Annotated in this window: 11 protein-coding genes; 5 read left to right on the plus strand and 6 right to left on the minus strand. The window is 63.8% G+C overall.

Annotated features, from left to right (window positions below; all coding sequences use genetic code 11):
* The first annotated feature begins 55 nt into the window (after positions 1-55).
* Positions 56-9,625, plus strand: coding sequence for a beta strand repeat-containing protein (locus tag J6497_RS34820; protein ID WP_225708728.1), 9,570 nt, complete (start codon positions 56-58; stop codon positions 9,623-9,625).
* A gap of 847 nt (positions 9,626-10,472) precedes the next feature.
* Positions 10,473-11,147, plus strand: coding sequence for a filamentous hemagglutinin family protein (locus J6497_RS34825; protein WP_225708753.1), 675 nt, complete (start codon positions 10,473-10,475; stop codon positions 11,145-11,147).
* 74 nt (positions 11,148-11,221) lie between these two features.
* Here the strand turns inward: J6497_RS34825 and J6497_RS34830 are convergent, their stop codons facing one another.
* From J6497_RS34830 to J6497_RS34850, 5 genes are all read right to left on the minus strand, one after another.
* Positions 11,222-11,740 carry a hypothetical protein gene (locus J6497_RS34830; protein WP_225708729.1) on the minus strand — a complete coding sequence of 173 codons (519 nt, stop codon included), beginning with the start codon at positions 11,738-11,740 and terminating at the stop codon, positions 11,222-11,224.
* Positions 11,741-11,903: 163 nt separating this feature from the next.
* Positions 11,904-12,575 carry an integrase core domain-containing protein gene (locus J6497_RS34835; RefSeq protein ID WP_225708730.1) on the minus strand — a complete coding sequence of 224 codons (672 nt, stop codon included), beginning with the start codon at positions 12,573-12,575 and terminating at the stop codon, positions 11,904-11,906.
* A gap of 455 nt (positions 12,576-13,030) precedes the next feature.
* Positions 13,031-15,535, minus strand: a complete 2,505-nt coding sequence (locus J6497_RS34840; RefSeq protein ID WP_225708731.1) for a branched-chain amino acid ABC transporter ATP-binding protein/permease — start codon at positions 15,533-15,535, stop codon at positions 13,031-13,033.
* Entirely contained in the window at positions 15,532-16,401 is an 870-nt protein-coding gene (locus J6497_RS34845; RefSeq protein WP_225708732.1) for a branched-chain amino acid ABC transporter permease, read from the minus strand. Before J6497_RS34845 ends, J6497_RS34840 begins: the two co-directional genes overlap by 4 nt.
* 80 nt (positions 16,402-16,481) lie before the next feature.
* Positions 16,482-17,729, minus strand: coding sequence for an ABC transporter substrate-binding protein (locus J6497_RS34850; protein ID WP_225708733.1), 1,248 nt, complete (start codon positions 17,727-17,729; stop codon positions 16,482-16,484).
* 250 nt (positions 17,730-17,979) lie between these two features.
* Between J6497_RS34850 and J6497_RS34855 the strand changes: the two genes are divergently transcribed.
* A complete protein-coding gene (locus J6497_RS34855; protein WP_225708734.1) occupies positions 17,980-19,164 on the plus strand; it encodes a glycoside hydrolase family protein in 1,185 nt (394 codons plus the stop codon).
* Between the two features lie 51 nt (positions 19,165-19,215).
* Here the strand turns inward: J6497_RS34855 and J6497_RS34860 are convergent, their stop codons facing one another.
* Complete coding sequence (locus J6497_RS34860) at positions 19,216-20,313, minus strand: LacI family DNA-binding transcriptional regulator (RefSeq protein WP_225708735.1); 1,098 nt, start codon at positions 20,311-20,313, stop codon at positions 19,216-19,218.
* Positions 20,314-20,528: 215 nt separating this feature from the next.
* On the opposite strand from J6497_RS34860, the gene J6497_RS34865 reads away from it, so the two are divergent.
* Together J6497_RS34865 and J6497_RS34870 are read left to right on the plus strand one after the other, a co-directional pair.
* On the plus strand, positions 20,529-21,725 hold the full coding sequence (locus J6497_RS34865; RefSeq protein WP_225708736.1) for a CaiB/BaiF CoA transferase family protein: 1,197 nt from the start codon (positions 20,529-20,531) through the stop codon (positions 21,723-21,725).
* Positions 21,726-21,764: 39 nt separating this feature from the next.
* Positions 21,765-22,220: a MaoC family dehydratase gene (locus J6497_RS34870; protein ID WP_225708737.1), complete on the plus strand. Its 456-nt coding sequence runs from the start codon at positions 21,765-21,767 to the stop codon at positions 22,218-22,220.
* Positions 22,221-23,137 lie beyond the last annotated feature (917 nt).

Raw genomic sequence — 23,137 nt, forward strand, 5'->3', positions numbered from 1 at the left:
CACCGCCAACCAGCAGCGCAGCCAGCAGGCGACCGGCCCGTTCGACAATCTTTCTTTGCTCGCCGATCGTCTCGACCAGTCGCGCATCGAGATCGTCAGCGGCGGCAATGTGGTCTTCAAGGGCGGAGCTGCTGGCGCGGGCTCGCTGACCATCGCGCAGGGCGGTCAGGTGGCGGTGTCGGCGGCGGGGCGCATCTTCGCCGAGCGCGGCGCCACGATCGATGTCTCCGGCGTGCGCGACGTGTCGCTGGCGATGTCGGCCAACAACATCATGGTCAACATCCAGGGCAACGAGCTCAGGGACTCGCCGGTCAACCGCGACAGCAATGCCCTGAAGAACGCCGACGTCTGGGTCGATATCCGCGACCTGGTCTATGTGCCGTCGGGCACCGGCGGCTATGCCGGCGATCGCTACTACACGCCGGGCGGCCTGCTCGAGGTCGGCGGCTATCTCGCCAGCACCCAGCACAAGATCGGCGAATGGAGCGCGGTCGGCGGCACCATCACGCTGGCGGCGCCGGAAGTGGTCGCGCAGGTCGGGTCGGTGTTCGACATCTCGGGCGGCTCGATCCGCTACGAGGCCGGCAATATCCGCACCACGAACTTTCTCGGGCCGGACGGCCGGCTCTACAACATCAACAATGCCCGCGCCGACATGACCTTCTATGGTCTCGGCGAGGGCTTCATTCGCAAGCATGAGCGCTGGAACGTCACTGAGGTCTGGACCAGCCCCTTCGGCAAGGGCCGCGAGAGCGTGCGCTGGGAGGAGGGCTACACGGTCGGCCGCGACGCGGGGAGGCTGATCCTGTCGACGCCGACCGCCATCTTCGAGGGCGATATCGTTGCCGATGTCGTGCAGGGCGAGCGGCAGAACAGCGCCCGGCCGGATGGCGTTGTCGATGGCTACAAGGTCGCGCAGAACGTGGTGGCGCAAGCCGGCACGCTGGCGCTTGGTCAATACACCGCTGTAGGGCTCACCGAGCTCTACACGACCGATGTCCGTATCGGAGATATCGCAGGTGTCACCGCTGCCCTCGCAAGTGCAGACGCCTTGCCCGATGGTCGCGCCAACACCGCCTGGTTCGATGCCGATTATCTCAATGCGCAGGGCCTCGGGGGCCTCGAACTCGGCACCCGCGGCGCCATCGCCATCGATGCGCCACTGACCCTCGCCGATGGTGGCAGCGTCAAGCTCATCGCGCCGGTGATCGATATCAAGGCTGATGTCACCGCGCGATCGGGCAGCGTCAACGCCACGAATCTGTTTACGGCGGCGGGCCCCAGCGGTTCCGAGATGGCGCTCGTATTGAACGGTGGTGCGACGGTCGCCTTGCGCGATGGCGCCGTCATCGATGTGGGCGGCGCCTGGACCAATGCGGTGGCGGACGGCGACGATCGTAACGGACTGGCCTTTCGCGATGGCGGCAGCGTGTCGCTGCAATCGACGCGTGACGTAACCATCGAGGAAGGCGCGCAGATCGATGCGTCGTCGGGGGCGTCCATCGAGGTCAAGGGCGGGTTCAAGGGCGGCAAAGGCGGCAATGTCAGCCTGCTGGCCGATGCGCTGGGCGCCGGCAATGGTCGCCTGACGCTCAATGGTGCAGTCCGTGGCTACGGCGCCGCCGGCGGGGGCAAGCTGGCGATCGAATCCGGACCGACCATTATCATCGGCGGGACGCCCGACGCAGCCGTTCTCAATCTCAACAGCACGCTGTTCCGCACCGGCTTCGCGCAATACGATGTGATCGGCCACAAGGGTGTCACCGTCGCCGGTGGTGCGACGATCGACGTCATGATGCCGAGCTATCGCATGCGGGCAGGCGCTTATGCCGTCGCGATAGGCGGCGATCCATCGACCGCGCTCGAACTCTGGACCGCACCCCTCTATCTGCCGAACGCCGCAGGCGATCGCCTCGTCCAGCGCACTGGCGCCGGCCTGCTGCTGCAGGCCGGCACCAATGCGTCAAGTGTCGCCGACATGGCGAGCGTCGGCCTCGACGTCGCGCGCAGTGCGGTGATCAATGTCGATCCCGGCCAGGCGATTAAGCTGCAGAGCATCGGCCAGCTCACCGTCGACGCCACACTCAATGCGTGGGGCGGCAACATCACGCTGGCTTCGGTGGTGGCTGGCGGCGCTGACGGACAGAACGCCAATGCCGCCGGCCATGGCCGCTCGATCTGGCTCGGCGATCACGCGGTGCTTGACGTTGCCTCACGGGCGGTAACGGCTTTGGACCTCAGGGGTCGGCGCTACGGCATCGTCGCCAATGGCGGCAGTATCACCATCGGCGGTGTGATCGACCACACGACCGGTCTGGCGACGGGGCCCGATCTGTTCGTCGTCGTCCGCGAAGGGGCGCGGCTCGATGCATCGGGCGCGCAGGCCACACTGGACATCTCGGGGCAGGGCGCGACCGCTGTCGCCAGCAATGGCGGCAGCATCTCGCTGACCTCCAACAATGGCCTGTATCTCGATGGCTCGTTCACCGCGAAAGCCGGTGGTGCCACTGCTGCTGGCGGTACGCTGTCGGTGGGGCTGTTGTCGCCGGACTATCCCCGCGCGACTGCAAGTGCGGGCGTGCTGCTTCCGCGCGAATTGATCGTCGCGCAGGATCGCGGCGGGAGTGCCCTGCAGGGGCTCGACGATCCGGCGGCTGCTTCTTCATCGCTGATCTATGGACGCGCGCGTCTGTCGGTGTCGCAGATCGCAAGCGGCGGCTTCGACAATCTCGCGCTGCTCGGCAGCAATGTCAGCTTCGCCGGCGACACCGATCTCACCCTGCGCCAGAGCCTGCAGATTTACACCACCGGCTTGTCGCTTGCTGCGGACGCCTCGCTGATGTCGCGGGTTCACCTTGCATCGTCTTATCTGCGTTTGGCGAGCTACTTCCCGGCCGGTCGCGACGGTTACGTCCAGCCGCTCGGCCTGACCAATCCCTCGTCATTGTCGGGCAAGGCGACATTCACGGCCGATGCCGATCTGATCGATGTGCGCGGACTTGTCGGCTTTGGCGCCAGGGGACCGAGCGGTGCGATGGTGCCGGTGTTCGACCAGGTCACACTGACGAGCCGCGGCGATCTGCGCTTCCTGGCGTTCGGCATGCCATCGAATAACGGCCAGCCTACCACCGGCCTGGACAGCCCGGGCGACATGACGTTGCTCGCCGCGCAACTCTACCCGACCACGGGCGCCGTCGCGGGCGTGACAGCGGGCGGCATCAACGGACGGCTCGATCCGCTGCGCGGCCTGACCATCGGCCGCAGCACCACCGAGATGCCGGAACTGCCCTATTCGGCATTCGGATCGCTGCGTCTGGCAGCAGCGCATGTCGTGCAGGGCGGCGTGGTGCGCGCGCCGCTCGGCCATCTCGAATTCGGCTTGAACGGTAGCGGCCTGCAAACCACCAGCGTCGACTTCCTCGCCGGCAGTCTCACTTCGGTGAGCGGCGCCGGTCTCATGATGCCTTATGGCGGCACGATCGACGGCCAGGTCTGGAACTACGCCGGCAGTCCGGTCAGCTTCACCGGCGTTGGCGGCAGCAGGGCCAATGGCACGCTGGCCAGCGGCGTCGCGCTCAACGCGCAGGCCGTCGATGTGCAGGCGGGCGCCGTGCTCGATCTGTTGGGCGGCGGCACGTTGACGGGCGTAGGCTTCGTCTCCGGCCGCGGCGGCTCGGTCGACGTGCTGCGCTATGCACTGGCTGACTCCAATCCGGGCTACGGCTACAGCAAAAGCGGCAATCAGGTCTACGCGATCATTCCCGGTCATGTCGCGGCCTATGCGCCGGTCAGTCCGGATGCCGGCGCGCGCGATCCCGCCATCGGCCGCCAGATCACGCTCGATGGTAGCACGCCGGGTCTGCCGGCGGGCACCTATACCTTGATGCCCTCGACCTATGCACTGCTGCCCGGCGCGTTCAGAGTTGAACTCGCCGGGGCAGATCCGCGTGGTCTCAGCGTCTCGGCATCGCTGCCCAACGGCTCGTTCATCGCGGCCGCCCATCTTGGCGTGGCGAATACCGGCATCAGCGAGAGCCTCGCGCGCCAGGTCATTCTGACTCCAGGAACAGTTGCCCGCACCCATTCGCTTTACGACGAAACCGGCTATGCCGACTTCGCCATCGCCGATGCGGCGCGGCGTGGTATTCCTCGGCCGATGCTGCCGGTCGATGGCAAGAGTCTCAAATTCAATGTGATCGCCGGGGCGGGAGCCAATTCACTGACCTTCGATGGCGCTGGCCTGTTCGCTGCCGCGACCGGCGGTTTCGACGGCTCGGCTTCGATTATCGCCAACAGTATCGAAGTGGTGGCGAGCGGACGGCAGGCCACGCCGGGCTTCACCGGCGTCACCGTCGTGGCCGACGAACTCAACGCCATCGGTGCATCGCGGCTGGCGATCGGCGGCCTCCAGTTCGTCGAATACGGCCAGGGCGGCAACTATGTCAGATCTGCCACCGGTGTCGCGCAATATGTCTATCTGCGCTCCGGCGCGGTGCTGTCGGCGCCGGAAGTGTTCTTGGTCGCGCAGGATCCCATCAATCCGGAACAGGGCGATGGCCTGATCCGGATCGAGCAGGGTGCCAGCATCAACACGCTGGCGCGGGGCAATGTCGCCTTCGACAGCAATGACGGCTTCATCTATGCCCCGGAAGGCAGTCACTTCGTCGCGGTCTCCAACGGTCTGATCAACGTCGCGCCATCGACGAATGTCGCCCGTGGCGGCATCGATATCGGCAATTGCGTGCTCTCGACCTGCAGCGGCGACACCACGCTGTATTCGAAGGGCACCATCGTGCTCTCGACCACCGGCAATTTCGATCTCAGCAATGCTGTGCGTTACGGCACGCGCAACCTCTCGCTGGCGGTGGGCGGCATCAATGTCGGCAGCACGCAGTCGCTGGCCGACGCCGCCGCACGCGGCATTCTGCCGGCCGGCCTGATCCTGAACCAGAGCGTTCTCAACCGGCTGATCGCTGGCGATACCAGCACCGGCGCACCGGCGCTGGAGTCGCTGATCCTCAGCGCCGCCGGCAGCATGAACTTCTTCGGCGACGTCGCGCTCGACACTTACGATCCGGTCACCGGCCAATCGACGCTGGATCGGCTGGTACTGACCACGCCAGCGATCTATGGCTACGGCAATGCTGGCACCGTCGCCAGCATCCGCACCAAAAATCTGGTGTTCGGCGGTTCGCTGAACCAGGCCAGCGCGGTCGTCACCAACGGCGCCGGCACCGGCAGCGGCGCGCTGAACCTGCAGGCCGAAGTGATGGAATTCGGTTTCGGTCCGTTCACTCAGCCTAGCAACGTCAAATCCTACGACCGGCTCATGCTGGGCTTCGCCAATGTCACGCTCAGCGCCAGCGATCGCATCACCGCCAATCACAAGGGCAGCCTAGCCGTCTATCAGGCGCAGGGCGCCTATACGCCCGGCACCGGCTACGCCTATAGCGGCGGCAATCTGACCATCGTCACGCCGCTGTTCACAGGCGCGGCGGGCTCCGTGAACAACATCGTCGCCGGCGGCACGGTGTCGGTCACCTCGCCGGGAGATGCATCGCCGGGCACGGTCGCCGTCGATGCCGACGCACTTGGCGCGCAGCTCTCGCTGTCGGGCACCAATATCGTGCTGGCCAGTTCGGTGGTGCTGCCAAGCGGCAAGCTGACGCTCAGCGCCACCTATGACATCACGCTGAACGATGCGGCGCGGATCGACATGGCCGGCCGCACCATCGTCTTCAACGATATCGCCAAGAGCAGTTGGGGCGGCGACGTCCTCCTCGAAAGCAGCAACGGCAACATCCTGCAGGCGGCGGGTTCGACCATCGATCTCTCCGCGAAATTCAATGTGGCCGGCACGCTCAGCGCGGTGGCGCTCAACGCGGCGGCCGGAACGGTCGATCTGCAGGGCAGCATTCTCGGCAGCAGCTCCGGCACTTACGATGCCGGCGGCACCTATATGCCCTATAAGGCCGCGAGCGTCGAAATCCGCGCGCAGCATCTCGGCGGCGTCGGCACGCTCAGCGACCAGTTCGCCGCGCTGAACCAGCGCCTCAATGCCGGTCAGGTGTTCGGCGGCCGCAGCTTCCAGCTCAAGCAGGGCGATCTCGTGATCGGCGACGGCCTCAAGGCCGGCAGCGTCGATGTCTCGCTCGATGGCGGCCAGCTCACCGTGACCGGCACCATCGATGCCAGCGGTGCGAGCGTCGGGTCGATTTACCTCGCCGCTAACAACGGTCTCACGCTGGCCGGCAGCGCCGTGCTCGACGCCCATGGTGAAATCCTGCGCGTCGACAGCTACGGCAAAATCATCGACAGCCCGAACCGCGCCATCGTCGACCTCTCCTCCGGCAACGGGGTGCTGACGCTGGCGGCCGGCGCGCGGATCGATCTGCGGCACGGCACGGCCGCTTCGTTCGGCAGCGCCGCCGGACAGAATGACGGCATCGCCCGCGGCACGATCGAACTGAATGCGCCGCGCATCGGCAGCGGCGGCAACGTCACCGATGCCGATGCCGCCACCTACGGCGACATCGCCATCAATGCCAGCGGCCCGGTCACGATCCAGGGCGCGCGCTCCATCGCGGTCAATGCGATGCAGCGCTACACCGACGTGCCCGACGGCACCGATGCCGCCGTGAGCGGGCGTCCGTATCAGGTCATCACCCAGGGCTGGCTCGACGGCAAACATGCCGAAGCCACGCTGTTCATCGATGCGGCGCTGGGCCGTGCATCGGTGATGAGCGGCAAGCTCGCCGGCCTCAACAACGATGTCTATCGCAACGCCTTCCATCTGCGCCCCGGCATCGAGATCGCCAGCAAGACGGCGGATGGCGATCTGGTGATCCAGGGCGATCTCGATCTGTCCGGTTATCGCTATAACGGCGTCAATCCGAACTTCGTACGTACCGGCGTCTATGGTTCGGGCGAGGTCGGCACACTGCGGCTGCGCGCGGGCGGCGATCTCAGCATCTATGGCAGCATCAATGACGGCTTCGCGCCGCCGCCGCTGACGCAGGACGACAACGGTTGGGTGCTGTTGCCCGGCATCGATTTCACCGGCGGCGACATCGTCGTGCCCGGAATCGGCGTGACGTTGGCGGACGGCACAGCGTTCCCCAACGGCGCGACGCTGAACTACGATCTGCCGGTCAAGGGTGCAGGCTTCGACGCCGGCATGCGGCTGCCGAGCTCGGCGAAGCTGAGCGCGGCGATCACCGTCCCGGCCGGCACGGTGCTGGCCGCCGCGGTGCGCGACGGCGCCGGCAACATTCTGTACGCCGCCGGCACTTTGTTGAGCGAAGCCACGACGCTGCCGATCGGCACACAACTCGATGCCGGCAGCGTGATGCCCGTTTCGTTCGCCGTGTCGGCCTTCGTCTGGCCGAAGGGTGTTCCGTTGTCGGCTCCGGTGCGAAGCACCGATCCAAGAGCCGCCATGTTCCTGCTTGATGGCGCGCTGGCCTTAAAGCCGGGCTCGCTGATCCCGTCCGGCACCGACATCAAGCTGCCGGCAGGTGTCGACTCCGTGCAGCTACGGCCGGAAGTGGCCGGGCGTCAGGGCGGCATCTGGGCGGTCGCGCCGATGCTGCCGGACGGCTCGCAATCGTGGTCGCTGCGCTTCGTGGCCGGCGCCGATCTCGACGCCGCCGATGGCCGCCGCGTGCAGTCGCATCCGGCCCATGGCGATATCCGTCTGGCCGATAGTCACTACGGTCTGTACGGCAAGCAGTTGCCGGGCGGCGAGATATGGACCCAGGCCGCGGCCGATGAACTCGGCATGCCCGAACTGGTGGGCCGACCGATGACTGATCAGGACGTTCAGGATATCGTTGGTTACCCCTCGGTTGCGGCCTTGTGTGTCGATGCGGGCTACTGGTGCGGGGCAGGTCCGACCACGACATACGCCCTCACGCCCGGCAGCACGCGCCCGAGCGTGATTCGGACCGGCACGGGTGATCTGCAATTCTTCACCGGCGGCGATCTGCGGATGGATTCGCTCTATGGCGTCTACACCGCCGGCACCTCGTCCGTGCCGACCTCCGCCAACGACCCCTATGACCAGCAGCGTGCGCGCCTGATGGGCCACACCACGGTACTCGGCGATGCCAATGGCAGCTACGAAAAGCTGGTCGATGGTGGCAGCGATAGCGTTTACCGCGCCTGGTATCCGGATTTAGGCGGCGACCTTACGCTCAAAATCGGCGGCGATCTTACCGGCAATGTCATGAACCGCAGTCAATCGGTTGCTTCGCGGCCGAACATATTGGATTCCGGCTACGACACCGCCGATGTCGCGAACTGGCTGTGGCGCCAGGGCAGCGGGAGTGTCGCGACCGGCGGTCAGGCCCAGCCCACCGCCTGGTGGATCAATTTCGGCACCTATGTCGGCGCCATGGACGGCTACGTGCCATATGCCGACAAGATGATCGGCTTCACCGGCCTCGGGACGCTCGGCGGCGGCAATCTCTCCGTCGAGGTGGCCGGCAATGCGGGCCGGGTGTCGACGCTGGCGGCCAACACGTTCGATCCAAACTACAACGCCCGCAGCCAGGGCTTGGTCCTGGCGGTCGGCAACACCGGTCGCGTCGCGGCCGATGGCAGCATCCAGTTCACCGGCGGCGGCGATCTCAGCCTGCGCGTCGGCGGCGTGTTGAACCCCGAAGTTGGCGACTCCACGGCGCATCTGAACGGCACGATCACTAATCTGCGCGGCCGGGCCGAGGTCAAGGCGTCCGATATCGGCGCCATCGACCTGACCTATGGCAACAGCAGGGATACGAACACGCCGAAGGAAACCCGCGCCTTCGATCCGTTCACGGCCACGCGCGGCCTACCGAACGGCGGCCCGAGCCTGATGCCGGGCGACGCCACCTTCAGCCTGTCGACACTGCGCGATCTCGTGTTGAAGGACGTTTCCGATCCCGGCCGCGTGGCGCTGGTGAACGCCTCGCCGTTCTCCTTCGGCGGCGTCACCGGCAAGGGCCTGAGCTGGTTCACGCTGTGGACCGACCACACCGCCATCGACATGTTCTCCGCCGGCGGCAATGTGACGCCCTATACGGCGTCCAGCAACTTGACCGACGATGCCGCCGTCTATCCGTCGATCGTTCGCGCGGTCGCGGCGACGGGCAGCCTGTATTACGGCAGGGCGGCGAGAAGCTGGCAGTCGGATGCCGGAGAGATCGAATCCCTGCTGCTCGCACCGTCGCCGCGCAGCGAACTCCAGTTCCTGGCCGGCGGCTCGATCTATGCCGGCGGTTTCAGCGTCAGCCAGTCCAGCGCCGCCGCAGAATCCTGCTTTCGCGGGCTGGCTGCCAAATGCCTTCCCGGCCATTCCCTCGGCCAGCAACCTGTCCCCATTGGGCAACAGGTCGACCGAGTTCATCTTCCCGCTGTTTGCCTTTGGCTCCGGGTCGGCGGCGGGGCAGGCCAATGCCGGGTCCGAACCGGCACGGTTCTACGCCTTGACCGGCGATCTCGTCGGTGTCTCTACGGGGCGCATTATCAACCACGTCGGCAATGGTGGTTTCCAGGATCCGGAATATCGGTTCGGCATCGACTGGTACGAGGGCGGAGCGGCGGTACGGATGATCGCCGGGCGCGATATCGTCAGCAGCGGTGATCTGCCGGGCGCGTATCAGATCGGCGGAATCTACGGCTTCGGGTTCAGCGCCCGCGGCAATCTGTTCGTGCACAATTCGCCGGACGACGCGTCCATCGTCTCGGCCGGGCGCGACATTCTCTACAGCAACTTCACCGTCGCCGGCCCCGGCACGCTGGAAGTCTCCGCCGGCCGTAACCTGCTGATGGAAGACCAGGCCAGCATCACCTCGATCGGATCGGTGGTCGCCGGTGACAACCGGCCCGGCGCCTCCATCGCGATGATGGCCGGTTTCGGCCCCAGTGGTCCTGATTATGCGAAGCTTGCAGCACTCTATCTCGATTCCGACAATCTGGCGGTAACGGGCGTGCCGCTCGCCGATCAGGCCGGCAAGGTCGCCAAGACCTATGAAGGCGAACTCGCCGCCTGGCTGAAGGCGCGCAACGGTTTCAGCGGTTCGGTGGACGAGGCGCGCGTCGCCTTCGCCGCATTACCGCCGGAGCAGCAGCGCATCTTCCTGCGCCAGGTCTACTTCGCCGAACTGCGCGAGGGTGGTCGCGAATACAACGACATCGCCAGCCCGCGCTACGGCTCTTACCTGCGCGGCCGCCAGATGATCGCGACACTGTTCCCGGATCAGGATGCCTCGGGCAATTCGATCGCGCGCAGTGGTAGCATCACCATGTTCGGCGGTTCCGGTGTGCGCACCAATTTCGGCGGCGACATCCAGATGCTGGCGCCGAGCGGGCGCGTCGTCATCGGCATCGAAGGACAGGTACCGCCGGCCTCGGCGGGGGTGATCACCCAAGGCTCCGGCGACATCCAGCTCTATTCGAAGGGCTCGATCCTGCTCGGCCTGTCGCGCATCATGACGACGTTCGGTGGCGACGTCCTCGCCTGGTCGGCGGAGGGCGACATCAACGCCGGCCGCGGTGCCAAGACGACGATCGTCTACACCCCGCCGAGGCGCGTCTACGACAATTACGGCGCGGTGAAACTCTCGCCGAACGTGCCATCCAGCGGTGCCGGCATCGCGTCACGCAGTGCGGTCCCGGGCGTTCCCGGCGGCAGCATCGACCTCATCGCTCCCCTGGGGACCATCGATGCGGGCGAAGCGGGTATCCGCTCGGGCGCCGACGTCAACCTCGCGGCGCTGGCGATCGTTAACACCGCGAACATCCAGGCCCAGGGCAACATCGCCGGCGTTCCCACGGTGCAGGCGCCGCCGGTTGCGGCATTGGCCACCAGCAACAATCTGACTGCAGCGACGCAACAGGTTCAGCCAACCGCGCCAAACACCAACGATCGTCCTTCGATCATCATCGTCGAGTTCTTGGGTTATGGCGGCGGCGATGGATCCTCTGGCGGCAATGAGGGCCAGCGTAAGCGGCAGGACGATCAACGATCGGACGCCCCTGCTCCACGCCGGAGCGTCGCGTATGATACATCGAGTGCCGTCCAGATACTGGGAGCAGGACAGCTGACCGATCAGGAAAGCCGATATCTGACCTTGAGGGAGCGCCGCGAGCTGCCCATGCCATAGCCCGAACGAAGAGCGAGTTTGCCGCATGGGCTGCGATCAATAGAGAAAATGCGAGTCAACCACCCAGTCGCGGCTCAGGGCCTTCTGGTGGGTGCGACGAACGGATTCGATTCCGGGCTCTGCCGCAGATTCTTATCAAAACACACATCCAGACGTTCGAGCGCTGCCGCGCTTCCATCAAGCGGCACGCGAAGCGTCATGCCTTCGCCTCGAACCTCAAGAATGTTAGCGATTCGCAATCGTTCGTTAAACGGCGCATCGGCCAACGCGATCGTCACGGATTTCGATTCCGCCAGGGCTTTCACCTCAATCGAGCGCGGACCCGCAGACAGGCGAACCGAATAAGCCTTACCCCGTTCAAGTTTCCATTTGGACGAATCGAGAGATAGCAGAAGGCCTTCCTGGTTGCGTACGAACACGATACCCAGCCCCTCGCTGGATCGCGTCATGGTGCAGTTCTCAAACTTATCGGCTTTATAGGTTGTCGCAATCGTCCAAGGACCGATGACAACCGTCTGGGCGTCGAGCGACTGTTGGGCAAGTGCCTGCTTTGCGAGGATCGAAAGACAGGCGAACGCAAGGATCGCTCGCATCGTCTCCTCCATGAATGGTCGTAGATGTTGGTGACAGAGTGCATTACCAGCGGGGAATAATTAACGCACCCCGAGCGCAACGGTTCCAGGTTGCGGGTTCCCTCGAGCTCTGGCGAGATCGCTTTCATCGCGTGCGAGATCAATGCCTGCGCGTGCCGAAAACCTAAACTCTGAGGTAATGGTGATGAAGTCCGCCCAGGATGGCACGTGAGTAGACCACACCGGTTCGCTGAACTGGGCGAGAAACGGGGGCATCCTTATCCAGGGCCGAGTGCATCCGCGTCTCATCGTAGTAGCGAAGGTAAGATTTCAGAATCCGGCGCAGATGTGCCTCGCCCAGGATGTGGTCCACACATTCACGCCGGATCGATCCGATCAGCCGTTCGACAAAGCCGTTCTGCCAGGGTGAGGCCGGTGCGGTCGGCTTGTCTCGAATGCCCATGGCACGCAGTCGGCGTGTGACGACCGCACCGTAGATGCAATCCCGGTCTCGGATCATGTAGCCCGGAGCCTCGTTCCAGGGGAATGCCTCGGTTATTTGACGCGCGACCCATTCAGCGGTTGGATGTGCGGTGACGTTGACCCAGACAAGATCTCTGCGGTCTAGCCGAACCATGACGAAGGCATAGAGGAGATCGAAACCGATCGTCGGGACGACGAAGAAGTCCACGATATCTGGAGCATGATTATGTAGGAAGGTGCGCCATCCTTGGCTTGGCGGCACTCGCCGTTTGACCATGTACTTGGCGACGCTCGACTGCGCGACCTGAAACCCGAGCTTGAGCAATTCGCCGTGGATGCGTGGCGCGCCCCACAGCGGGTTCTCGATGCTCATTAGCCGGATCAGCGCGCGCAGCTCCGCGTCGATCTGCGGCCGCCCTCCCCGTCGACCCGATTTCCAACGCCAATAACAGCGAAAGCCAGCCCTGTGCCAACCTACGAGCATCTCGGGCCGGATGATCGTGAGGACCTGCAGGATAGACGGAATCCAGCGGTACAGTTGCATCAAGAACCAGCGATCATTGTTCGTAAGCCTCACGCGACCATGGAGCCTGCGCCTCAAGACATTCAACTGATGTCGAAGCGCGGCATTCTCAGCCTCGAGCCGGATCTTCGACTTGAACGGTGAGGCCAAGACCGCCACGACGAAACACGGGAGTCCGAACATTCCACCAGCTTAGGCGATTCCGTCACCTCATCAACTCGGATAAGGTTTTCGGTACACACAGGCAGGCGAAGCGTCATCCGAGCGGAGCGTCCCGGCGTGCTGACAAAATCGAGAAGACTAACTCATCCCACGCCCAAGAACCTCGCCTGCGTCGCCATATCGTCACGCAGGACCCCGCTGTCGCCAGTGTAGGCTATCTGGCCATTGATCATGATGTAGGCACGGTCGGCGAAATCGAGAACGAGATCGACCTTGTGCTCTACCAGCAGGATGCTGGTCTTGTGGCGCAACTGTTCGATCGCGGCGAGCACCTCCGCGACGACCGAGGGGGCCAGGCCCTCGAATGGCTCGTCGAGCAGGATAAGACGTTGCGGGGCACATAGTGCACGGCCGATTGCCAACATCTGCCGCTCTCCGCCGCTGAGGTTCTCGCCGCGAGCGTCCCGCCGCACCTTCAGCTTGGGGAACAAGCGGTAGATTTCTTCCAGCGGCCAGCCACCCTCGCGCTGCGCCAGCGCCAGGTTTTCGACCACGGTAAGGTTCGGGAAGATACGCCGTCCTTCTGGCACGATGGCGATGCCCTGCTTGTTGACCTGATCGGGCGGCAGTGAGGTGATGTCCTGGCCTGCGAAATTGATGCTGCCGCGGCTTGGCTTCAGCAGCCCCATGATGGTCATCAGCGTCGTGGTCTTGCCGACGCCATTGCGGCCGAGCAGCGCCACCACTTCGCCCTCGCGGACCTCGAGATCGATGTTTTGCAGGATGTCGCTGGTGTTGTAGCCGGCGGCAATTCCCTTCAGCGTCAATAGTGGCGGGCGATCGGTGTGCATCGCGCCCTCGACCGGCGCCGGCTGGGCACGGCGGGTACCGTGGCGACCGAGATAGGCTTCCAGCACGGCCGGATCGTTGGCGATTCTGGACGGCTCGCCCTCCGCGATGACGTGGCCTTGATGGAACACGGTGATGCGATCGGACAGCGAGAGCACGCGGTCGATATCGTGCTCGATCAGGAGTACCGTGTGGTGGCGGGAGAGATTGTGGATCAGCGTGCCGATGTGTTCGCGGTCGGCATCGCCTAGACCGGCGAGCGGTTCGTCGAGCAGGAGCAACTCCGGATTGGTCGCCAGCGCCACCGCGATCTCGAGCAGCCGCTGTTCGCCATGAGCCAGATTCGAGCACAACTCATGCGCGCGCTCGACGAGACCAACGGTCGCGAGCAGGGCCCAGGCCTTTTCGCAGACGTCGGGCAGTTGATAGGCATCGCGCCAGAGCGATGCGCGGTAGGGCGAGCGTGCCTGCGCGGCGACGCGCACGGTTTCGAACACCGTCACGTGGCTGAACACGCTGACGATCTGGAATGACCGCGCCAATCCGCTGTCGATGCGCTCGTGTGCCGCCATCGGGGTGATGTCGCGGCCGAGGAAGCTGACGGTACCGCCCTGATGTGGCATCAGGCCGGTGAGGATGTTGAAGAACGTGGTTTTGCCGGCGCCGTTGGGGCCGATCACGCTGTGCAGCGTACGCGCTCTCACCGTGAGATCAATCTTGTCGGCGACGACGAGCGAGCCGAACCGCTTCGACAGGCCGCGCACCTCGAGCACCGCCGCATCCGCCTGCACCGGGGCCACTGATTCCATGTCAAGCAGGCTCACGGACTTGCCCCGCGGCGGAATCGCCTCGTCGGTGAGCGACCAGCGGTCGCCACGGTCCCGCAGGCGCATCCAGATACCGGAAACGCCCTCTGGCGACAGCAGGATGAAGGCGATCAGGATCAGACCGAACACCAGCCACCAATGCTCGGTGATCGAACTGAGCTTGTCGCTGAGCGTGAGGAAGATCATTGCGCCCCAGGTCGAGCCGAGGAAGTGATGGATGCCGCCGAGGATCGTCATCATCACGGGATCGCCGGCATGCTGCCAGTTGAGGTTGTCGGCGTAGACGCTCTGGATCATGAAGGTGAGCAAGCTTCCGCCGAGGCCGATGAACGTAGCCGAGAGCACGAAGGCGATCAGCTTGAAACGCTTGGTGTCGAAGCCGAGACACCTTACCCGCTGCTCGTTGTCGCGGATGGCCTGCAGCACGCGGCCGAACGGCGAATGGGCGATGCGCCAGATCGCGTAGATGCCGCACAGCACCACGGCGACGACGAAGTAATGGTAGGCGAGCGGCGATACCAAGCTGTTGCGGACGATGCCCTGCAGGCCGTTCTCGCCGCCGGTGACGTCGGTCCACTTGAACGCGATTTCATAGAACAGCTGGGTGAATGCAAGCGTCAGCAGAGAGAAGTAGATTCCGCGACGGCGCAGGATGAGAAGGCCGATCACGAGGCCGAGCACGGCGGCGGTCGCGGTGCCGAAAATGATCGACAGGTAGATGTTGTTGAAGAAGTGCAACATCGACAGGCCGGCGGCGTAGCTCGCGGCGCCGAAGAAGGCGGATGCACCGAACGATACGAGCCCGGTATAGCCGAGCAGCAGATTGAAGCCGAGACCGTAGAGCGCATAGATCGCGATCTCGGTCGCAAGGCTCGCTGACGATCCGATCCACGGCAGCACGAATGGAAGCACGGCTAACACCACGCCGGCGACCAGCACGGGATGCAACAGCCACTTGCGAAGGGACTTCATTCGAAACGCTCCCAGCTCTCGCCGAGCAGGCCGCGCGGTCGAACAAGAAGAATCAGGATCATCAGCGCGTACATCACTGCAGTGGAAGCGGCGGGCCAGAATTGGATTGACAGAGCCACGGAAATGCCGACGAGGAGTCCACTGATGACAGCGCCGCCGAAGCTGCCGAGGCCTCCGATGGTGACGACGACGAAAGCCGGCATGATGGCGGCTTCGGACATCGACGGCACCACGCTCCAGAGCGGCGCGGCAAGCACGCCGGCGATGCCGGCAACCGCGGTTCCCAGGCCGAATACCGCAGTGAACACACGCTTGAGGTTGATGCCGAGCATGCTGACCATTTCGGGATCGCGGCTGCCGGCGCGGATGATGCGGCCGTAGCGCGTGCCTTGCAGGAATAGCCACAGGGCGATCAGGATCATCACGGTCACAACCAGCACGAACAAGCGATATTTCGTCACCAGCACCGGACCCCAGACGATGAACCCGGAAAGCCAGCCTGGCGGATTGAACGGGTGGCCGGCCGCGCCCCAGATGGTGCGGATCAGTTCTTCGATGAAAAGCGCGATGCCGAAGGTCATGAACAGGCCGAGCAGCGGTTCCTTGCCGTAGAGCGGCCGCATCAACGTCATCTCGATTACGATGCCGACGACGCCGACCCCCAGCGGCGCGAGAACGATCGCCCAGGGGCCGAGGCTGTCGCGCAGCGTGAGGGCAAAATAAGCACCGAGCGCGAAGTATACGCCATGGGCAAAATTCACGATACCGAGCATTCCGAAAATGATCGAAAGCCCGATCGCGATCAGGACGTAGAGAAAACCCAGGACAAGTCCGTTAACGACCTGCGAGATGATCAGCTCGGTCATATCGATACCGCTGTAAGAATGACGACGAGCGCGGCGACTTCAGTCGCCCCGCTCGTCAGCGAGGACGAAAGCGTGCTGCGTCAGGTCTTGAATGTGCAGCCGATCTCCGCCTGGCTTCCATAAGCCGCATCAAGGGTCGCCGAGTCGTTCGGATACTGGCTCTTGATGTCGAAGTAGTCGTACTTGTCGGAAATCTTGTCCTTCACTTGCGCCACTAGCAGCGGCTGGACCAGCTGATGGTCGAAGTTGCGGAAGAAGATCGGGGCGTCCTTATAACCGTCGAACTTATGTTCTTCGAGGAAGCCGACCAGTTTGGCCGAGTCGGTCGACTTGGTCTCCTTGATCGCAGTCAGGATCGACGTCATGCCGAACCAGTCTTGCCAGCCCTCGGCTTCCGGCGGCTGGTTATACTTCTTCTTGAAGGCTTCAACGAAATCGGTGCTGCGTTTTGTCATATGCGAGCCGGTGTAGTTCCAGATCTTCGGATAGACGCCGAAAGCAGCGTCCGGGCCCGCCGACCAAAGGTCGGTGTCGTTCACGATCGGGGCCGAGAGGGCCATCTGGTTGGTCAGGCCGATTTCCTTCATCTGCTTCAAGAAGTTGGTGAGGTCGGTGCCGCCGAGGCCGACATAGATCACATCAGGCTTGGCCTGACGCACCTTGAGCAGGTACGAACTGAAGTCGGTGGTGCCAAGCGGCGCCTGGTCGTAGCCGACCACGTTGCCGCCGTCCTTCACCACGACCTCCTTCATCTGGTTATAGGCATCGATGCCCCAGGCGTAGGACGCGACGACGAAGTACCACTTCTTGCCGTGCTCTTTCAGCAGCGGATACACGCTGTTCACCGTGACCTTGTTCGGCAGATCGACGCGGAAGGTGTATTTGCTGCAGTTCTTGCCGGTGATCTCGGTCGCGTTGGGGCCCGTGGCCATCAGCAGCGTCTTCGCGCGTTCTGCGACCGGCATGATTGCGAGCACGTCGCCGCTTGAGACGCCGCCCTGAACTGCGACGACCTTCTCTTCTTCCAGCAGCTTGCGCATGTTCTGCTGGGTCGCCTGCGGCGTCGACTCGTCCAGCCACACCAGCTGGATCGGTCGGTCGAGGACCTTGCCGCCGAAATCATCGATGGCGATCTGCGCGCCATGCTGGCCAATCTCGCCCTGTACCGCGTAGGTGCCGGACTTCGGCAGCAGCAGGCCGATCTTGATGGATTCCGCGGCGCGCGCGGTGATGACGAAGGGCGAGGCGATCTGCGCCGCGCCGAAGGTCGCACCGGCCAATAAGGTGCGGCGGCTGATACCAAATCCGTTGCTGGTGGTCTTGGTCATAAATCCTCCCTGTCTCGTTTGGCCGCTTGTAGTGCGGTCTTTTGCTGTTTGCCCCTCCTTGCGGAGGGCCCGGGTTCGCCCCGAGTTCGATGTTGTCGTGAGGTGACGTGCCGATCGTTCGCAAATCCCCCCGCACCTTCATGCTATCTGAAACCGTTTACATTGAAATCGTTTTCTGCGATAGCGAGACGCTCTTGAACAGGACGTCACAGTGAGGTGATGACGCCGATCAGCAGCGGAGGACAAGGCCTTGGCAGAGAAGCTGTTTTTGGAGGCGCTGGACCTCAATGCGACAAAGCTTTTTGCCGATGAGCCAACGCTCGGGGTCACCTTTCCCTATGTCACGCATCCCTCCGGCCAGTGGGACACGCTGCCGGCTTCGCTCTCGGCCGGCTATCGAGGCGAAAACTGGAGCCACGGCAACTGGTTCTGCGGCTTCTGGGTTGGGCTCCTGATCGCGGCCTATCTGCGCACACAGGACGAGAGATATCTGAACCTGGCACGGGAGCGGATGCTGCTGGTTGCGCCGCGCGCCAGCGATGGCAACACCCACGACATTGGCTTCATCTTCTATCCCAGCGCCATCGCGCTGTTTCATGTCACCGGCGATACGCAGTATGCCGATCTGGCGGCGCAGGCCGCGGACCGGCTGCGGCGGCGGCTGATCATGACGCCGCGCGGCAGCTACATCTCGGCATGGGGGCCGCTGAGCGACATGCGCGGTCGGCGTTCCTCCGCGATCGACACCATGGCGAACCTGCCGCTGCTCTACTGGGCCGCCCAGCAAAAGGACGATGCCAGTTTCACCCTGGCGGGCGAAGCCCATGCGCTGATGACGCGCGAAGCCTTCATCCGCCCGGACAACTCGACCTATCACGCGATCGAATACGACATCGAGACGGGCGAGCGCGCGCGCGGATTCACCTTCCAGGGCTACGCAGATTCGTCATGCTGGCCGCGGGGACAGGCGTGGGCGATCTACGGATATACCCGCACCGCCGAAGCCACCGGCAAGCGCGCCTATCTTGACCTCGCCGAACAACTCGCCGACTACTTCGTCGGGCGGACCGGTCCGTCGCTGGTGCCGCCGTGGGATTTCGACGATCCAGCCGTGCCGAATACGCTGATCGATACTTCAGCCTCGGCGATCGTGGCATCAGCTTTCGCCGACATGGCCGCGCTGCATCCGGATCCGAACAAGGCGGCGGCCTGGGGCCAGCGCGCCCGAGATATTCTCGCCGTCTTATGCGAGCGGCATCTGGCGCGGGACGATGCCCATCGCGGTCTGTTGCGCCACGGTTGCTATTCGAAACCGCACAATCAGGGCGTCGACAGCGCGGTGATGTTTGGCGACTTCTTCTTCATCGAGGCGTTATGCAGCGTGGCGATGCCGGGCAAGCTGCGGGCGACCCCGAAGCGGCTATCCAAAGCTTGACCCGGATAGGAGTGCAGCGATTTTAACGTTTCATCCTCGTCTCGTCGTGCGTCAGCGGTTCCAGACTGCTTTTGCTCTGGTGCTCTTGCGAGTCTGTGATGGCGGCGCCGCCGCGGCCGAGCCGCGCACGATCATCCGGTACGGCAGTTCGATGCTGCTCGGGATCGACAATCCGGAAATCGCGTTGATGAGATAGTCGGCGGCGCCGCGCCCGATCTCGGCGGCGGGAACGCTGATCGTAGTCAGTGGCGGGTCGATCTGCGCGGCGAGCTCAATGTCGTCGAAGCCGGTGATCGACAGCGTTTGCGGCACCTTGAAGCCGAGTTTGCGGGCTTCGGCCATCGCGCCGATCGCCAGTGTGTCGGTGGTGCAGATCACCGCCGTGATCTCTGGGTGATCGGTTATAAGCTGGCGGAACGCGCTGCGGCCCTGCGCCAGCGAATGATCCGCCTTGATGATCTGGGTCGGCTTCAGTTCGATCCCGGCCTTTGCCAGGGCCTTCTGTACGCCTTCAAGCCGCGCCCGCGAGCGGTCGTTTGACGGAGGCACGTTGGCGATGGCGCCGAAGGACACATGGCCGATGCCGAGCAGGTAGCGGGTTAGTTCGCGCGTTGCGGCCTCGTTATCGATGCCGATCGCGGGCATCCCGCTGGTTGGCCTCGATACGTAGGTGGTGATGACAGGCATGCCGGCCTGTCGGATCATCGTGCGTAGCTCCGGGCTGTGCGAGCCGCCGACCAGCACGACGCCGTCGATGCCGCGTTCGATCAGACTGCGCATTTCCTGCAACTCGCGCTGCTGGTCGTATTGCGCATTGGCGATCAGAAGCGTGTAGCCGGCTTCGCTGAGACGGTTCTGCAACGCCTCCACGCCTTCGGCGAAGATGCTGAGTCCGAGGGTCGGAACGATGGCGCCGATGGTGCGCATCCGTCCCGATTTCAGCGCGCGTCCGGCGCTGTCGCGGGTATACGAGAGGCTGGAGATGGCGCGCGCCACCTTGTCGCGCAGCTCGGGGCGCACGATCGCCGGATGATTGAGCACACGCGACACTGTGGCCGGCGATACCCCGGCCTGACGCGCGACATCCTCGATCTTCACGCGCGCCTGGGAGTGACTCCAGGTGGTCGCGGGCGGCGGCTTGCTGGCCATGAGACTACTCAAACGGCATCCGCGCGACCATTGCGGCGAATGCACCCTTATCCATAAAAGCCCGCCGAACTTGGTTCATTCCAAGCCCGTTGTACAGCCCGCGGGCGTTTGCGGCTTGACACTGGGGGCGGGGCGGGTAGAACTCTGAAAACGATTTCAGAAAAGGTGAGCACTGTCCGATCCACCGGGCGGTCCGGCAACGGCGGGGACACGGCATGGTTGATCTTCTAAAGGGCGTTCGCGTCCTGAGCTTCAATCACTTCCTGATGGGCCCGCTTGGCGTGCAGTTCCTCGCCGATCTCGGTGCCGATGTGATCGCGGTCGAGCCGCCGGACGGCGCCTTCCAGCGCAAATGGAGCGGCGCCAACAACAAGCGGGTTGATGGCCAGAGCATGCTGCTGCTGGTCGGCAACCGCAACAAGCGCAGCCTTGTGCTCGATCTGAAAAAGCCTGAGGCAATCGAGATCGCGTGCAAGCTGATCGCGACTGCCGACGTGCTCACCGAGAATTTCCGGCCCGGCGTGCTGGACAAGCTCGGCCTCGGCTATGACGCGGCGCGCGCAATCAAGCCTGATATCATCTACGCCACCGCCTCGGGCTTCGGCCCCGACGGGCCCTACGTGAACCGGCCGGGACAGGACCTTCTGGTGCAGGCGCTGTCGGGGCTCGCCACGATCACCGGCACCCGCAGGAACGGCCCGCGCGCCATCGGCGTTTCCGCCGTCGATCATCACGGCGCTGTCTTGTTCGCGGCTGGAATCCTTGCGGCGCTGGTGGGGCGGGCAAAAACCGGGAAAGGATGCCGCGTCGACGCCAATCTGTTGTCGGCGGCGCTTGATCTGCAGCAGGAATCTCTAACCTGCTACATGAACGGCGCCCCGCCGGACGACACGCACCAGCCCGAGCATGTCGCCGGCTGGTACTACAGCGCGCCATATGGCCTCTATGCCACGCGTGACGGCCATGTCGCGATCTCGCTCGGCTCGCTCGACGTGCTGGGCGACGCGCTCGACCTGCCGAGCGAACAACGCGTGCCCGACAGCGAGGCGTTCACGCGGCGCGATGAGATCACCACGGCCATCGCGGCCAATGTCGCCAAGCGCACTACGGCGGAGTGCGTCGAGATCTTCACCGCGCGCGGCATCTGGCACGCGCCGGTCAACGACTATTCGAAGCTCGCCGACGATCCGCAGATCGTGCATAACGGCAGTTTCCAGACCGTGCCAGGGGCGACCGGCGTGCCGATCACCCTCGTCAGCCATCCGATCCAGTACGACGGCCAGGTGCCGGAGGTGCGGCTGCCGCCGCAGGAGCTCGGCGCGCAATCCAAAGAGATCCTGACCGAACTTGGCTACGATAACAACGCGATCCAGTCGCTCTACCGCAACGGCGCGATCGGTTCGGCATCGTGACGTCCGTCCCGCATTCTTACTGAAAAAGGAATCATTTCCATGGCCGTCATGCATGCCAAGATCGGCGACACCGTCACCTTCTCGAAAACGGTCGGCGAATCCGATGTCTACATGTTCGCCGGGTTGACCGGCGACCTGTCGCCGAACCACGTCGACGAACAGTTTATGAGCCACTCAATGTATGGGCATCGCATCGCGCACGGCGCGCTGTTGGTCGGCTTCATGTCGAACACATCGACACGCATGATCGACGAGAGTTTGAGGAAGGGCATCAACGCGACGCCGGTGTCGCTCGGCTATGACGGCGTGCGCTTCCTCAAGCCGGTGTTCTTCGGCGACACCATCACCGTGAGCTATGTGATCGTCGAGATCGACGAACCGCGGCGGCGCACCCTTGCCAATATAGAGGTCAAGAATCAGCGTGGCGAACTGGTCGCCATCGCCAAGCATATCACGAAGTGGACCGAAAACGTGACCGTTCGACCGGCAGCCTAGGTCTGGTCCGGCGGTTTGGTCCCATTGCCTGTGTGTACCGAAAATCTTATCCGAGTTTGATGAGGTGACGGAATCGCCTAAGCTGGAAGGTTATGGGAGTGTCGGGCGAGGCTGTTGCCGGGGGGCACCTCTACAACAGCAACAATCAGTTCCATGTCGGTGCCGATTAGGGCCGCTTTCTTTAGTTCGGTTCGGTTGGTTTGGGCGGTGGCCGCGGTGGTGAGAACGAGAGAAAAAACACTGCTAATCGAAGCATGATTATCTCCCTTAAATACCTTTGTTGTAATTGATGGCCTCCGACCAGTTCGGCCGGGGATCAACCCACCCCACGGAGCCGCAACGGCTGCATTTCAGGTGGGCACAGATATCGTACCAGTCCCAATCCGGAAGTCTATCGAGCGGCACTTCGGCATCGTGCCGGCAGCGGAGAGCGGGGGTCGCGATCGGGCGGCCCGACGCAGCAGACTAGGATCGTTTGAAGCCCTCCGCTTTCATGTCCCGCGCGAGTTTTTGCGGCGCTGTCATAGGTCATGCCTTGCCGCCACGAACCCAATTCCTCCGCTACTGGACGACCGGACGGCCGGCAGGGCAAATTCTCAATCCCTTGGGCGTCGAGACTGCCAGCTTTCGCGTGTGTGGAAGACTCTAGTGGGCGCGCGTCGGTTAGCCATGGTCGCTTTCTGCTGCCGGTGAGCCTTGAACTGAGCCAAGGTGCGCTGAGGATCCAACTTTTCCGCTCGCCTAACCTGCTCTCTCAACCATTCCAACTCGGCCGCTGTTCGCATAGATCAGCCGTATGCTGCTGCAAAAACGCACGTTGTAGCTTGGAAGTCCGGTCACTCTGCCCCATTTCTGAACCCCCTGACCAACTGACAACCCCGGCATTCTAGAGCGCCGCAAATCGCGCTGTTGCCAGA

This window comes from Bradyrhizobium cenepequi, assembly GCF_020329485.1.
In the GTDB taxonomy this organism is placed as follows: Bacteria; Pseudomonadota; Alphaproteobacteria; order Rhizobiales; family Xanthobacteraceae; genus Bradyrhizobium; species Bradyrhizobium cenepequi.